Genomic DNA, 13,964 nt, shown 5'->3' with positions numbered 1-13,964 from the left:
TATGAAAAAGATCAGGCCTACCCGTCGCTCTGCCAATAGCGTGCCGAGCAGTGTTTCCCAGGCTCGCTCCAGGATTCTGCTGGGGCTCGCGACGCTCTGGAGTCTGCCCGGCACCAGCGCAGCGGTTGGGCTGGGGCAGGGGTTTGACTTGGCCGCGTTGACCTCCCTTGGAATAGATCCACAGGTTTCTGAATACTTTCGCAGCGCAGCGCGCTTTCGCGAAGGTGTCCATGTCGTCGGGCTGCGAGTCAATGGCACGCCGCTGGGGTTGGTTGACGCGCGTTTCGATTATCAGGGCCAGTTGTGCTTCACTCCTGCGTTGCTGGCAAAAGCCGGTCTGGTTACCCCGTCCAGGCTTCTGCGCGAGGGCATCACCCCTGACCAGGCCTGCCATGATTTTGTTGGAGAATACCCGGCGACCATGGTGCGTCTGCGCCCTAGCAGCGATGAGGTCGCCCTGGTGGTGCCGACCCAGTCCCTGCGTGCGCCGGAGTGGGAGGGCGGGGATTTTTCCGAGGGTGGCGCGGCCGCCATCTTCAACTACGACGTATGGGGTTTTGATACCCACTCTCGCGGTAGGCCAAGTCGCGTCGTATCGGCCTATACGGAGGCGGGATTCAACCTGGGTAACTGGATCGTTCGCAGCCGCCAGTTCTATATCTCCGACAATGGCAAGACGCGTACCGAACAGGTAAGCGCCTATGCCCAGCGTGATATCGCGGCGTTGCAGTCGACCTTCCAGGTGGGGCAGATTTCCAGCAACAACCCGATTTTTGGCGGTGTGCAACTGACCGGCGTGCAGTTCTCTCCAGACGGCCAGCAGCGCAGCGGTGCGGGCGACAGCAATGTCGTGGTTGAAGGGCTGGCTCAAAGCCAGTCGCGGGTGGAAGTTCGTCAATCAGGCGCATTGATCCATTCCACCCTGGTGCCGGAAGGTCCGTTCAGGCTGACCGGTTTACCGTTGCTGAACAGCACCAGTGACCTTGATGTGAGCGTGATTGACGTGCGTGGGGCAACGCGCAGTTTCGTGGTGCCCGCTGCGTCCTTTCGGGGTGGGGCTCCGATCAAGCCGGGATATTACTTTTCCCTCGGCAAGGTGCGTGAAACGTCCATCGACAACCAGGATTCGCCCGTGGTTGCCATGGGCAGCGGCACCTGGGGGCTGGGCCAGCGCTCGTCGTTGGGTTTCGGTCTGCTGAGTACCGATGAGTACCAATCGGCAGGTGGAACCCTCAGCAGTGTGTTTTTCCATCAGATGACCGTGGGCGTGCGCCATAACCTTTCCCGTGATGCTCAAGATGAGGTGGGTGGCACGCGTAGCACGCTGTCATTGGGGGCTCCTTTATTCGCCAATCTTGATATCAACCTGAGCGCTTCGGTACAGAGTCGCGGTTACCGGGAGGTACTGGACGCCGGTCAGGCTTCGCGGGGGTACAGCCTCGATGCCCGTTTCAAGCGCCAGTACACGGCAGGTTTGAGCTGGACGGCCCCATACCTGGGTGGATTCTCCCTCGGTTTCACCCGTAGCTCTCAGTTTGACGGGCAATCCAGCGATCACCTCTTTGCCTCGTGGAACGACACCTTCAAAGGCGTAGGGGTCGCACTGATTGCCGACGCCCAGGTCGGTGCGACCGCCCCTCGGCGCCATGACCCGGTTCGAGGTGGCCGCCGCGACGAGCGGCTGGACGAGGGCACGTCGGTCAGGCTGCAGGTCACGGTGCCCCTCGGCACTGATCGGCGCATGACCACTTACGTCAGTCGTCGAGGTGACCGGCTGGAAGCTGGCACCGCCCTCAGCGAGCGGGTCAACGACTATGTGAACTATGAGGTCGGTGTCGATCGGGACGTGAAAGAACGAGAACAAAGCGTGCGCGCTCGTGTGGGTGTCTTGCCGCGGTATACCCGCGTGACCCTGGGCGTCAGCCGTGACCCGTCGAACACCAACTATTCCGGCCAACTGCAAGGCGGCATCGTGGCCCATGAGCACGGGGTGACCTTCTCGCCGTATACCGTGCAGGACACCTTTGGCATTGTGTCGGTGGGAGATATCGGAGCGGCCAAGGTCTCCACGCCCCAAGGGCCGGTATGGACCGATTTCAGTGGCCAGGCGGTGATCCCCGGGCTGCAGGCCTACAGCAACAACCACCTGCAGGTGCAGACCCAGTCGCTGCCCAAGCGCGTCGACTTGAAGAACGGCACCAAGGTACTCGCTGCCGGTCGGGGGTCAGTCAATATTCTCAACTTTGATGTGGTGAAAGTCCGTCGTCTGTTGCTTGAAGCCCAGGATGAACGGGGTCGGCCACTGCCTCAAGGCGCTGCAGTGTTCGGTCAGGACAACACCTTTGTGACCAGTGTGGTGGGTGACGGCATGATTTTCCTCAGCAATATCGATGGTCCGCAAACCTTGAAGGTTTCACTGCCGGATTCGCAATCCTGCGTGCTGCAAGTCAACCCGGAGCAAGAGCCTGACGATGACAAACTCTATGAAACCGCACCGGTGGTCTGCCATGTTCGCTAAGCACAGGAACCTGTGGCTGTTGTGGGTAGCCCTGGTGACGACCCAGGCGCAGGCTGAAAACTGCCGGATGACCCTGAGTGAGCCCCGTGTCGACTATGGCGTGATTCGCCCTGCGCAAGCCTCCTCCGGCAGGGCGCTAATGACGCTGGACACGCCGCGTACGCTGCACTTGAGCGTGCTTTGCGCGGATCCTTCGGCAATGGCGCTGCGTTTCAGCAGTGTCGCCGCCGATGCACAGGGCTTTCAGTTCGGGCGACAAGGGCGTTTCACCTTGAACCTGAGGCAGGCTCAGGTCGATGGCAGGCCGGTATCGTGGCAGTCCGATGACACCTCCAGCGGACAGCTGCTACCGGGTCGTACGTTGTATGCAAGCGCAAGCGGTACGCCGGTGATGGGCCGTCGGCTGACAGCCCAAGTAGAGGTCACGGTTCAACTGCCGGCCAATGCCCTCGCGGTGCCTCGGGAGACGCTGCTGGAGGGCCATGGCCAATTCGAACTGGTCAGCCCGGCTGTTCCGTAGAGCCAATGAAGCTCGCCAGCTCGGCGGTTTGCGGGTGGGCGAATAGCACTTTGGGATCGCCCACCTCATGCACTTTGCCCTGGTGCATGAACACCAGCTTGTCGCCGACTTCACGGGCGAAGCGCATCTCGTGGGTCACCATGATCAGGGTCATGCCGTCCTTGGCCAATTGGCGCACCACGCTGAGCACTTCATTGACCAGTTCCGGGTCGAGGGCCGAGGTGATTTCATCGCATAACAGCACCTTGGGCGACATGGCCAAGGCGCGCGCAATCGCCACGCGTTGTTGCTGGCCGCCGGACAAGCGATCGGGGTAAGCGTCGAATTTTTCACCCAGCCCGACGCGCTCCAGCATTTGCCTGGCCAATTGCGCCGCTTTGGCCTTCGATACTTTCTGCACCACTTGCGGCGCGAGCATGACGTTCTCGCCTACCGTCAGGTGCGGGAACAGGTTGAACTGCTGGAACACCATGCCGACTTTCTGCCGCAGGCTGCGCAGATCGGCGCGGGCGGCGTCGAGGTACTCGCCATCGACCTCGATCACGCCGTCGTTGATGGACTCCAGGCCGTTGAGCGTGCGCAGCAATGTGGATTTGCCCGAGCCACTGCGGCCAATGATCGCCACCACCTGGCCTTCATCCACGGTCAGGTCGATGCCCTTGAGCACATGGTGATCGCCGTAATACTTATGCAGGGCGGAAATTCTAAGCAGAGGCATGCAGTCTCCTTTCCAGGTAGCGGGCACTGAGGGACAGGGGGTAGCAGAGTAAAAAGTAACCAAGGGCCACCAGGCCGTAGACCATGAAGGGTTCGAAGGTGGCGTTGGCGAGCATGCCGCCGGTCTTGGTCAGTTCGGTGAAGCCGATGATCGAGGTCACGGCGGTGCCCTTGACCACCTGTACCGAGAAGCCCACCGTCGGCGCTACGGCAATGCGCAGTGCCTGGGGCAGGATCACATAGCGCAGTTGCTCCAGCGGGTTGAGCGCCAGGCTGGCCGACGCTTCCCATTGCCCGGGGGCGATGGAGTCGACGCAGCCGCGCCAGATCTCGGCGAGGTAAGCGCTGGTAAACAGAGTCAGGGCAATCGCCGCCGCCAGCCAGGGCGAGATATCCACACCCAGCAGGGCTATGCCGAAAAACACCAGGAACAGCTGCATCAATAGCGGCGTGCCCTGAAACAGTTCGATATAGGTGCGCGCCACATTGCGTGGGAAGGCGTTGCGGCTGATGCGCATCGTCATCACCAGCAAGCCGATCACGCCGCCCCCGACAAACGCCACCAGTGACAGCAGCAGCGTCCATTGCAGGCCGGTGGCCAGGTTGCGCACGATGTCCCAGAACGAGAAATCACTCATCGACTGTTCCTCATCACGAAGCGGCGACCGATCCAGTTGAGCAACTGGCGAATCATCAGCGCCATGCACAGGTACACCAGGGTGGTCAGGGCGTAGGTTTCGAACGCACGGAAGTTGCGCGACTGGATAAAGTTGGCGGCAAAGCTCAGTTCCTCAGTGGCGATCTGCGAGCACACCGCCGAGCCGAGCATTACGATGATGATCTGGCTGCTCAGGGCCGGCCACACCTTGCCCAGCGCCGGCAGCAGTACCACGTGGCGGAAGGCTTCGAAGCGCGTCATCGCCAGCGCCGCAGCGGCTTCCAGCTGCCCGCGAGGAATGGCCTGGATACCGGCGCGGATGATTTCCGTGGAGTAGGCCCCCAGGTTGATCACCATCGCCAGCACGGCGGCTTGCCACTCGGTGATCTTCAGCCCCAGCGACGGCAGGCCGAAGAAGATGAAGAACAACTGCACCAGGAACGGTGTGTTGCGGATCAACTCGACATAAACGCCGAAGAACCAGGCGAACGGCTGGATCTTCCACGCCCGCACCACAGCGCCAACGGTGCCCAGGGCCACGCCGAGGATGGCGCCGATGGCCGTGAGTTCGAGGGTGAACAGCGCGCCGCGCAGCAGCAGGTCGGTGTTGGCCAGCACCGGCACAAAGTCAAATTGATACGCCATGAGTCAGCTCCGCTTTCAGAGATCGGCGGGCAGTGGCTCTTTCAGCCATTGCATAGCGTTCTTTTCCAGGCTGCCATCGGCCTTGGCCGCGACCAGGATCTGGTTGACCTTATCCAGCAATGCCGGCTCGTTCTTGTTCACGCCCACGTACACCGGCGAGTCCTTGAGCTTTACCTTCAGCGCGGGTACGCGTTTTGGGTTGCGTTCGCTGATCGCCACCATTACCACGTTGCCGCTGGCAATCAGGTCGACCTGGCCGGCCAGGTAGGCGGCGATGGTCGAGTTGTTGTCTTCGAAGCGCTTGATCGTGGCTTCCTTGGGGGCGACGGCGGTCAGTTCGATATCTTCGATGGCGCCACGGGTCACGCTGATGGTTTTGCCCTTGAGGTCGTCGGTGCTACTGATGGCGGCTTCAGGCGGGCCGAACACGGCCAGGTAGAACGGCGCGTAGGCCTTGGAGAAGTCGATGACCTTTTCCCGCTCAGGGTTCTTGCCCAGGCTGGAGATCACCAGATCGACCTTGCCGGTGGTGAGGAACGGAATACGATTGGTGCTGTTGACCGGGGTCAGTTCCAGCTTGACCTTGAGCTGGTCGGCCAGCAGCTTGGCGGTGTCGATGTCCAGGCCACGTGGCTTCATGTCAGGGCCGACCGAGCCGAAGGGCGGGAAGTCCTGGGGTACGGCGACCTTGAGGGTGCCACGGGCGACGATGTCGTCCAGACCATTGGCCTGGGCGGGTGCCTGGCTCAGCATCAGGCTGGCAAACAGGGCAGTAAGCAGGGCGCTGTAGCGTTTGGTCATGGCAACTCTCCGAGAAGGGCGAAGGGATTTTCTGGGTTTGCCCAGTGCACAGCCCATGCCATCACCCTCGGAATCGTCTGCAGGGCCAGTATTTGTTGAGTTTTGCTGGTCGGACTGGTCTGAACAGTGTCGGGGCTTTGCGCACTGTTTTCGAGCGTCGGCAAAACCTCGCGAGCCCCTTTGGGGCGTGGCTTGCCGCCCGCCACGAATAGCTTTACAACTAACCATTCAGCTGACTGGAACCTTGAGTTTTTTATGAATTCCATTGCCCAAGCCGTACCGGAAGCGGCCCTGCAGGCCATCCGCAAACTGATCAAGGAGCAAGGCTTCGGGCCGGGCGATGCACTGCCGTCCCAACGTGATCTGGCAGTGCAGTTGGGGGTGAGCCGAGCGTCGTTGCGTGAGGCATTGTCGTCCCTCAGTGCGTTGGGTGTGGTCAGTGTGCAGCCGGGCAAGGGCGTGTTCGTGCAGGCGGTCGAGGAGTCACCGGGGTTCGCCTGGCCCTTCGCGGCGCAGGCTACGCCACTGGATATCTTCCAGTTGCGCTATGCCCTGGAAGGTTTCGCGGCGGGGTTGGCGGCGGTGACGCTGACCCTCGATGAGCTGGACAGCCTGGAAGACAATGTCGAGGCCATGCGCAAGGTGCTCAAGGCCGGCGACTTCGAAGCCGCCGCCAGGCTCGACTTCGAATTTCACCAGCGCATCCTGCTCTCCAGCGGCAACCAGGCGATGGTGAGCATTCTGAGCGCGAGTGCCGAAGTTTTTCTGGAGAGTCAGAAGCTACCGTTCATCCGACCGGAGCGTGCCATGGAAACCTGGCAGGAGCATCGCCGGATAGTGCGCGCGCTGGCCCGGCGCGCCAGCGCGGCGGCGCAAAAAACCATGCAGGAGCATGTACGCAATGCGGCGTCGCGCACCGGCATAGCCTTCGTGACTCCCATAACGCCCTGAGTTGGGCTATACCCAGACTCATGGGCCATCATAGGAAGACTCAATCAGAGGCGGCTTCCTGAACGGGGGAAGGGCGGCTATGATGGGCCACGTTTTTTTTGCTTACAATCCGGAGACATCCATGAGCAACGATCTTATCAAGCACGTCACCGACGCGACCTTTGAGGCCGAAGTACTCAAGGCTCAAGGCCCGGTGCTGGTTGACTACTGGGCTGAATGGTGCGGCCCTTGCAAAATGATCGCTCCAGTCCTGGACGACATTGCGACCACCTACGAAGGCAAGCTGACCATTGCCAAGTTGAACATCGACGACAACCAGGAAACCCCGGCCAAGCACGGCGTGCGTGGCATCCCGACCCTGATGCTGTTCAAGAACGGCAACGTCGAAGCGACCAAGGTAGGCGCGCTGTCGAAGTCTCAGCTCCAAGCTTTCCTGGACGCGAACATCTAAGCGTCGTCAAAAAAGCCCCGCAAAATAGCGGGGCTTTTTCGTGAAACAGGGCTAGACGCTCCGAAACACAGGTGGTACATTCGGCCCCGCACTGGTTTCTCCACTGCCCCCTGCAAGCCGTCGCCGACGCATTCCTTTTCGATTAGTACGCGATCCTGTCGCCTTCTCTGCGGCGCGGCCTCATTAAGCCAAAAGCTTAATTTCCCCCCTCCATAAATGATTACGTCATTCCTATATGAATCTGACTGAACTCAAGCAAAAGCCGATTACCGACCTGCTCCAATTGGCCGAAGAAATGGGCATAGAAAATATGGCCCGTTCGCGCAAGCAGGACGTGATTTTCTCCCTGCTCAAGAAGCACGCGAAAAGCGGCGAGGAAATCTCCGGTGATGGCGTGCTGGAGATTCTCCAGGACGGCTTCGGCTTCCTCCGCTCTGCTGACGCGTCCTATCTCGCCGGCCCAGACGATATCTACGTCTCGCCAAGCCAGATCCGTCGCTTCAACTTGCGCACCGGTGACACCATCGTTGGCAAGATCCGCCCACCGAAGGAAGGCGAGCGTTATTTCGCCCTGCTCAAGGTCGACACGATCAACTTCGATCGTCCCGAGAACGCGAAAAACAAGATTCTCTTCGAGAACCTGACCCCGCTGTTCCCGACCGTGCGCATGAAGATGGAAGCCGGTAACGGTTCCACCGAAGACCTCACCGGTCGTGTGATCGACCTGTGCGCCCCGATCGGCAAAGGCCAGCGTGGCCTGATCGTCGCCCCGCCGAAAGCCGGTAAGACCATCATGCTGCAGAACATTGCCGCGAACATCGCGCGTAACAATCCTGAAGTTCACCTGATCGTGCTGCTGATCGATGAGCGTCCGGAAGAAGTAACCGAAATGCAGCGCACCGTGCGCGGCGAAGTGGTTGCCTCCACGTTCGACGAGCCGCCAACCCGCCACGTGCAGGTTGCCGAAATGGTGATCGAGAAGGCCAAGCGCCTGGTCGAACACAAGAAGGACGTGGTGATCCTGCTCGACTCCATCACCCGTCTGGCCCGTGCCTACAACACCGTGATCCCGAGCTCCGGCAAGGTATTGACCGGTGGTGTCGATGCCCACGCCCTGGAGAAACCGAAACGTTTCTTCGGTGCCGCGCGGAACATCGAAGAAGGCGGCTCGCTGACCATTATCGCCACCGCACTGGTTGAAACCGGTTCGAAGATGGACGAAGTGATCTACGAAGAGTTCAAGGGTACCGGCAACATGGAACTGCCACTGGATCGTCGCATCGCGGAAAAACGCGTGTTCCCGGCGATCAATATCAACCGTTCCGGCACCCGCCGCGAAGAGTTGCTGACCGCTGACGACGAACTGCAGCGCATGTGGATCCTGCGCAAGCTGCTGCACCCGATGGACGAAGTAGCCGCCATCGAGTTCCTGGTCGACAAGCTGAAAACCACCAAGACCAACGACGAGTTCTTCCTGTCGATGAAGCGTAAATAGTACGACGTTTCAGGTCGAAAAAATGGCGCACCAAGGGGCGCCATTTTTTTGCGCCAAAAAAGGGAGGTTTGTGCGGCATAAGTGTCAGTTAAGAAACAAAAAAGGGGAGTGAGGCTACGCTCACTCCCATTCGTATCAGGTTGACTACGTTTTATGACTGTTCTTGCTTACCGAAGAGACATCGATGGGCTACGCGCCGTTGCAGTGCTGGCTGTGGTGCTGTTCCATTTTGGGGTGCCCGGTGTAACAGGCGGCTTCGTCGGTGTAGATGTATTTTTCGTGATTTCAGGGTTCCTGATCACCTCGATCATCTGTCGGGAACGCCAGGCCGGGCGCTTCAGCTTTGTGGATTTCTGGGCGCGGCGTGCCCGGCGCATCCTGCCGGCGCTGTTTGTCATGATGGCGGCCACCCTGGCGGTGGGCTGGTTCCTGTTGGCGCCCAAGGACTACGAGGAGCTTGGGCGGTCGGTGCACTACCAGGCGATCTTCACCTCCAACCTGCTGTTTTCTCGCCAGCACGGTTACTTTGAGGCGGCCTCCGACATCAAGCCGTTGTTGCACACTTGGTCGCTGGCGGTCGAAGAGCAGTTCTACATCATCTTCCCGCTGCTGTTGACCTTGCTGGCCAGTCGCCTGAAGCATTGGCGCCTGGCGCTATTCGGGATTTTGCTGGTGTCGTTCGGCATGAGCCTGTGGGCGGTGGTTCATGCGCCGCAAAAGGCGTTCTACCTGTTGCATCTGCGTGCCTGGGAGTTGCTGGCCGGCGCCATGCTGGCGGTGATGCCCCTGCGTGAATGGCGAGCGTCGCCCGCTCTGGCCCAAGGGATCAGCCTGTTGTCGATGACACTGATACTGATCGCCGTTTTAGTATTTGATTCAGCCACACCGTTTCCCGGCGCGGCCGCGTTGTTGCCGGTGCTGGGTGTGGTCGGGCTGATCTGGGCCAACGGCCAGCAACCCACCTGGGTCGGGCGCCTGCTGAGTTCACGGGTGATGGTGGGCGTGGGGTTGATTTCCTACTCCTGGTACCTGTGGCACTGGCCGGTGTTCGTGTATGCCAGCTATGCCGCGGTTGATGGCCTGAGCCCGCTGGAACTGGGCGGTCTGATGCTGCTGAGCCTGGTGTTGGGCTACCTGTCCTGGCGTTTTGTGGAAACTCCGTTTCGGGAGAAGCGCCTGCTGCCCGGGCGTAAGGCGATTCTGGCGGCGGCGTGCGTCGGGATCCTGTGCCTCGGCATCACAGGTGTGGCGTTGCGCAAGGCCGACGGTGTGCCATCGCGCTTATCCGAGCAGGCCCTGCGTTATGCCCAGGCAAAAAAGTGGAGCCCGGAGTTGATGGCGTGCATGGCCGACAAAGACACGCCCGACGAGCGGCTGTTCTGTTATTTCGGTTCTAAAGACAGCGCGGTTTCCGCACTGGTATGGGGTGACAGTCACGCCACGGCCTTGATTCCAGCACTTGAGATGGCGGCCAAGCGGCACGACATCAGCCTGGTAGAGGCCAGTTTTGCGGGTTGCGTGCCTTTGGATGGCCTGGAAAACATTGCCCGCTGCGCCCATTTCAATCATCGCGTGGAAAAAGCGCTGGCCGAGCGATCCTTCAGCGATGTGGTGCTGGCGGCGCGCTGGAGCTTGTACCTCTATGGGCAGATGTCAGGTGACAAAGAGCACGCGCTCAAGGACCCCGCGACAGGTCAATACGTGCGTGCCATCGCTGAGCAACGCTTCGCTGAGGGGCTGCGCGAGCGCATCAAGGATTTGCGCGCCGCAGGCCATAGAGTCTGGCTGATCAAGGAGGTGCCGTTGCAGGAAATCATCGTGCCTTACCGTCTCAGTCGCCTGGCGATGATGCACCGGCCGGTGGACCGAGAAGGCCTGCCCGTGGCCGAGCACCTCAAGCGCCAAGCCTTTATCTCCCAGCTGTTTGACGAGTTGGCAGCGGCCGACAGCGGTGTCACGGTGCTCGACCCCGCGCCCTTGCTGTGCGGCGCCGATGGCTTGTGCCGGGTTGAGTTCAACGGCCGAGCGCTGTACACCGATGACAATCACCTCTCTGATGTCGGTGCGCGGCACGTCGAGGCCTTCCTGGAGCCGTTGTTTCGTTCGCTGCAATCACGAGGGCTAACGGCCAATTAAGCTGCCAGCCGCCCTCAGAGCAGGTAGGATGTACGCCTATTTTACGGGTGGCATGGTTAATGAAATTCAAGGATCTTCGGGATTTCGTGCAGCAACTTGAGCAGCGCGGAGAGTTGAAACGTATTCAGATGCCGATTTCCCCGGTGCTGGAAATGACTGAGATTTGCGACCGTACCCTGCGTAACAAGGGCCCGGCGCTGCTGTTCGAGAACCCGACCGGCTTTGATATCCCGGTGCTCGGCAACCTGTTCGGTACGCCGGAGCGCGTGGCCTTTGGCATGGGCGCCGAGTCGGTCAGCGAATTGCGCGAGATCGGCAAGCTGCTGGCCTTCCTCAAGGAGCCCGAGCCGCCCAAGGGCCTCAAGGATGCCTGGTCGAAGCTGCCGATCTTCCGCAAGATCATTGCCATGGCCCCCAAAGTGGTCAAGGACGCGGTGTGTCAAGAGGTGGTCATCGAAGGCGATGACGTCGATCTCGCCATGCTGCCGGTGCAGACCTGCTGGCCCGGCGACGTCGGCCCGCTGATCACCTGGGGCCTGACCGTCACCAAAGGCCCGAACAAGGACCGCCAGAACCTCGGCATCTACCGCCAGCAAGTGATCGGCCGCAACAAGGTCATCATGCGCTGGCTGAGCCACCGTGGCGGCGCGTTGGACTACCGTGAGTGGTGCGATAAGCATCCCGGCAAACCCTTCCCGGTCTCCGTGGCCCTGGGTGCCGACCCCGCCACCATCCTCGGTGCCGTGACCCCAGTGCCCGACAGCCTGTCCGAATACGCCTTCGCCGGTCTGCTGCGCGGTAACCGCACCGAGCTGGTGAAATGCCGCGGCAACGACCTGCAAGTACCGGCCACTGCCGAAATTATCCTCGAAGGCGTGATCCACCCGGGTGAAATGGCCGATGAAGGCCCTTACGGCGACCACACCGGCTACTACAACGAAGTCGACAGCTTCCCGGTGTTCACCGTCGAGCGTATCACCCATCGGATCAAACCGATCTACCACAGCACCTACACCGGCCGGCCGCCGGACGAGCCGGCGATTCTCGGCGTGGCACTCAACGAAGTGTTCGTGCCGATCCTGCAGAAGCAATTCCCGGAGATCACTGACTTCTACCTGCCGCCGGAAGGCTGCTCGTACCGCATGGCCATCGTGACCATGAAAAAGTCGTACCCAGGTCATGCCAAGCGGGTAATGCTCGGTGTGTGGTCGTTTTTGCGACAGTTCATGTACACCAAGTTCGTTATTGTCACCGACGACGACATCAACGCCCGCGACTGGAACGACGTGATCTGGGCCATCACCACGCGCATGGACCCCAAGCGCGACACGGTGATGATCGACAACACGCCAATCGACTACCTCGACTTCGCTTCGCCGGTGTCGGGCCTGGGTTCGAAGATGGGCCTGGATGCCACCCACAAATGGCCGGGTGAAACCACCCGCGAGTGGGGCCGGGTGATCGTCAAGGATGAAGCCGTCACTGCCCGTGTCGATGCGATCTGGAAAGAATTGGGAATAGATTGATGCGTGTAACCCTGCAACCTTCCGGCGCCGTGCTGGAGCTGGTCCCTGGCGAGCGAATCCTCGAAGGCGCACGCCGCCTGGGCTACGAGTGCCCACAGGCCTGTCGCAACGGTGTGTGCCATGTGTGCGCCGCGCTGTTGGTGGAGGGCCGCGTGCAGCAGGCCGGTGAAGTGCGTGATCACGGTGAGTTCTACACCTGCATTGCCGAGCCGCTGGAAGATTGCATTGTGTTGTGGGATGGCGTGCTGGCGCCGGGAGAGTTGCCGTTGCGCAAGCTGTCGTGCCAATTGAGTGAATGCGTAGAGGTCGGTGGCGATGTGTGGCGGGTGCGCCTGCGTGCGCCGGCTGGCAAGGCGGTGCGTTACCACGCCGGGCAGTACCTGATGATCGAGCGGGAGAATGGCGAGAAATCCGCCTTCTCCCTGGCGTCGGCGCCTCATGCCGGGCGTGAGCTGGAGTTACATGTACTGGCTCGCGAGGACAGCGCGCGCACTTTGCTTGCGCAACTGCAGCGCAACCAGATGGCCCGCGTCGAGCTGCCGTTTGGCGACACCCACCTGGCCGAGCTGCCCGATGGGCCGTTGGTGTTGATCGCCGCCGGCACCGGCATGGCGCAGATGCACAGCCTGATCGAACATTGCCGCGCCTCCGGCTTCAAGCACCCGGTGCACCTGTACTGGGGCGTGCGTCGACCGGAAGATTTCTACGAGATCGAACACTGGGATCAGTGGCTGCAACTGCCCAACCTGTTCCTGCACAAAGTCGTCAGCGATCTGTGCGGTTGGGAAGGGCGCTGCGGGTTGTTGCATGAAGCGGTGTGCGAAGATATTGCCGACCTCAAGTCGGTGCACGTCTACGCCAGCGGCTCACCGGCCATGGTCTATGGCACCTTGGATGCGTTGGTCGAAGCCGGCATGGATGCGCACCAGATGCGAGCTGATGTGTTTGCCTATGCGCCGCGTGCTTAAAATCGTACGCCGGTCGTCACCATCGCTGCATTGAACCCCAGCAACACCAATTCCGCCGCTACCGGCCCGTAATGGGCGCCCACCGACGGAATGATCACTGGCGCCACGCCGAAACGGTTCAACGGGATCTTGTCGCGGTACTTGCCGCGATATCCCTGGATCGCCCCACCGGTCAGCTTCAGGTACACCGGATAGTCCGTCAGGTCGTAGCGTTTACCCGCGTACGCGTAGAACGAGCGCTGGCTGAACGAGTTGCGAAACGTCGCCCCGCCATACACAAAACCTGAGGCTTCATTGCGCTCCAGGCCGATCAGGTCCTGGTTGTTGTTGTGGTCCGGGTCCGGCGCAAAGTGCCGGGTGTAGACGCTGGTCTGGGCGTACCAGAAACCTTTGTCGTCCTCGGTGGCTGGTGCTTCGCCCGCCAGAGCGGTGGTGGCCTGGGCCAGGAACAGCAGGCCAGGCAGTCGGAATTTTTTCATGGGTGCGACCTCGATAGTCTGTTTGACAGGCGGCTAGGTGGGTCGTGACGTGTGCGCTATTTTGACGGCTTGGCGCGTTCCCAGGCTGAACCGGGACTG

Annotated in this window: 13 protein-coding genes; 8 read left to right on the top strand and 5 right to left on the bottom strand. The window is 60.8% G+C overall.

Translation table 11 applies throughout. The features are described from left to right. Position 1 precedes the first annotated feature (1 nt). Both AC3WP7_RS11160 and AC3WP7_RS11155 read left to right on the top strand, forming a co-directional pair. Positions 2 to 2,518, top strand: a complete 2,517-nt coding sequence (locus AC3WP7_RS11160; protein WP_256579906.1) for a fimbria/pilus outer membrane usher protein — start codon at positions 2 to 4, stop codon at positions 2,516 to 2,518. Then, positions 2,508 to 3,038, top strand: coding sequence for a DUF1120 domain-containing protein (locus tag AC3WP7_RS11155; RefSeq protein WP_170856041.1), 531 nt, complete (start codon positions 2,508 to 2,510; stop codon positions 3,036 to 3,038). The genes AC3WP7_RS11160 and AC3WP7_RS11155 overlap by 11 nt, the downstream gene beginning before the upstream one ends. Here AC3WP7_RS11155 and AC3WP7_RS11150 read toward each other — a convergent pair. The 4 genes from AC3WP7_RS11150 to AC3WP7_RS11135 are packed head-to-tail and all read right to left on the bottom strand — an operon-like array spanning position 3,019 to position 5,859. After that, a complete protein-coding gene (locus AC3WP7_RS11150) occupies positions 3,019 to 3,756 on the bottom strand; it encodes an amino acid ABC transporter ATP-binding protein (protein ID WP_092241746.1) in 738 nt (245 codons plus the stop codon). The two genes, AC3WP7_RS11155 and AC3WP7_RS11150, sit on opposite strands and share 20 nt — an antisense overlap. Continuing rightward, entirely contained in the window at positions 3,743 to 4,393 is a 651-nt protein-coding gene (locus tag AC3WP7_RS11145) for an amino acid ABC transporter permease (protein ID WP_092241748.1), read from the bottom strand. The genes AC3WP7_RS11150 and AC3WP7_RS11145 overlap by 14 nt, the downstream gene beginning before the upstream one ends. Further along, positions 4,390 to 5,058, bottom strand: coding sequence for an amino acid ABC transporter permease (locus tag AC3WP7_RS11140; protein ID WP_017736949.1), 669 nt, complete (start codon positions 5,056 to 5,058; stop codon positions 4,390 to 4,392). The genes AC3WP7_RS11145 and AC3WP7_RS11140 overlap by 4 nt, the downstream gene beginning before the upstream one ends. 15 nt (positions 5,059 to 5,073) lie before the next feature. After that, complete coding sequence (locus AC3WP7_RS11135; RefSeq protein ID WP_071490465.1) at positions 5,074 to 5,859, bottom strand: transporter substrate-binding domain-containing protein; 786 nt, start codon at positions 5,857 to 5,859, stop codon at positions 5,074 to 5,076. 255 nt (positions 5,860 to 6,114) lie between these two features. Between AC3WP7_RS11135 and AC3WP7_RS11130 the strand changes: the two genes are divergently transcribed. The 6 genes from AC3WP7_RS11130 (at position 6,115) to AC3WP7_RS11105 (ending at position 13,386) form a co-directional block, all read left to right on the top strand. Then, positions 6,115 to 6,810 carry a FadR/GntR family transcriptional regulator gene (locus AC3WP7_RS11130; protein ID WP_102592403.1) on the top strand — a complete coding sequence of 232 codons (696 nt, stop codon included), beginning with the start codon at positions 6,115 to 6,117 and terminating at the stop codon, positions 6,808 to 6,810. A gap of 121 nt (positions 6,811 to 6,931) precedes the next feature. Next, positions 6,932 to 7,261: a thioredoxin TrxA gene (gene trxA, locus AC3WP7_RS11125; protein ID WP_003213989.1), complete on the top strand. Its 330-nt coding sequence runs from the start codon at positions 6,932 to 6,934 to the stop codon at positions 7,259 to 7,261. Between the two features lie 235 nt (positions 7,262 to 7,496). Beyond that, positions 7,497 to 8,756: a transcription termination factor Rho gene (gene rho / locus AC3WP7_RS11120; RefSeq protein WP_016973082.1), complete on the top strand. Its 1,260-nt coding sequence runs from the start codon at positions 7,497 to 7,499 to the stop codon at positions 8,754 to 8,756. A gap of 153 nt (positions 8,757 to 8,909) precedes the next feature. Further along, positions 8,910 to 10,892: an acyltransferase family protein gene (locus AC3WP7_RS11115; RefSeq protein ID WP_093120476.1), complete on the top strand. Its 1,983-nt coding sequence runs from the start codon at positions 8,910 to 8,912 to the stop codon at positions 10,890 to 10,892. 59 nt (positions 10,893 to 10,951) lie between these two features. Further along, positions 10,952 to 12,418: a 4-hydroxy-3-polyprenylbenzoate decarboxylase gene (gene ubiD / locus AC3WP7_RS11110; RefSeq protein WP_092241754.1), complete on the top strand. Its 1,467-nt coding sequence runs from the start codon at positions 10,952 to 10,954 to the stop codon at positions 12,416 to 12,418. Further along, positions 12,418 to 13,386, top strand: coding sequence for a CDP-6-deoxy-delta-3,4-glucoseen reductase (locus AC3WP7_RS11105; RefSeq protein ID WP_092241756.1), 969 nt, complete (start codon positions 12,418 to 12,420; stop codon positions 13,384 to 13,386). Before ubiD ends, AC3WP7_RS11105 begins: the two co-directional genes overlap by 1 nt. On the opposite strand, the gene AC3WP7_RS11100 is transcribed toward AC3WP7_RS11105, so the two are convergent. Next, entirely contained in the window at positions 13,383 to 13,865 is a 483-nt protein-coding gene (locus tag AC3WP7_RS11100; RefSeq protein WP_102592404.1) for a sn-glycerol-3-phosphate transporter, read from the bottom strand. The genes AC3WP7_RS11105 and AC3WP7_RS11100 overlap by 4 nt on opposite strands. Between the last annotated feature and the right edge of the window lie 99 nt (positions 13,866 to 13,964).

Source organism: Pseudomonas sp. FW305-3-2-15-C-LB1, assembly GCF_058787615.1.
This window is presented reverse-complemented; position numbering and strand designations above follow the sequence as displayed.

Coding starts and splice junctions, on each gene's coding strand:
- AC3WP7_RS11160 (WP_256579906.1), top strand. CDS start 2: ATGAAAAAGATCAGGCCTACCCGTCGCTCTGCCAATAGCGTGCCGAGC.
- AC3WP7_RS11155 (WP_170856041.1), top strand. CDS start 2,508: ATGTTCGCTAAGCACAGGAACCTGTGGCTGTTGTGGGTAGCCCTGGTG.
- AC3WP7_RS11150 (WP_092241746.1), bottom strand. CDS start 3,756: ATGCCTCTGCTTAGAATTTCCGCCCTGCATAAGTATTACGGCGATCAC.
- AC3WP7_RS11145 (WP_092241748.1), bottom strand. CDS start 4,393: ATGAGTGATTTCTCGTTCTGGGACATCGTGCGCAACCTGGCCACCGGC.
- AC3WP7_RS11140 (WP_017736949.1), bottom strand. CDS start 5,058: ATGGCGTATCAATTTGACTTTGTGCCGGTGCTGGCCAACACCGACCTG.
- AC3WP7_RS11135 (WP_071490465.1), bottom strand. CDS start 5,859: ATGACCAAACGCTACAGCGCCCTGCTTACTGCCCTGTTTGCCAGCCTG.
- AC3WP7_RS11130 (WP_102592403.1), top strand. CDS start 6,115: ATGAATTCCATTGCCCAAGCCGTACCGGAAGCGGCCCTGCAGGCCATC.
- trxA (WP_003213989.1), top strand. CDS start 6,932: ATGAGCAACGATCTTATCAAGCACGTCACCGACGCGACCTTTGAGGCC.
- rho (WP_016973082.1), top strand. CDS start 7,497: ATGAATCTGACTGAACTCAAGCAAAAGCCGATTACCGACCTGCTCCAA.
- AC3WP7_RS11115 (WP_093120476.1), top strand. CDS start 8,910: ATGACTGTTCTTGCTTACCGAAGAGACATCGATGGGCTACGCGCCGTT.
- ubiD (WP_092241754.1), top strand. CDS start 10,952: ATGAAATTCAAGGATCTTCGGGATTTCGTGCAGCAACTTGAGCAGCGC.
- AC3WP7_RS11105 (WP_092241756.1), top strand. CDS start 12,418: ATGCGTGTAACCCTGCAACCTTCCGGCGCCGTGCTGGAGCTGGTCCCT.
- AC3WP7_RS11100 (WP_102592404.1), bottom strand. CDS start 13,865: ATGAAAAAATTCCGACTGCCTGGCCTGCTGTTCCTGGCCCAGGCCACC.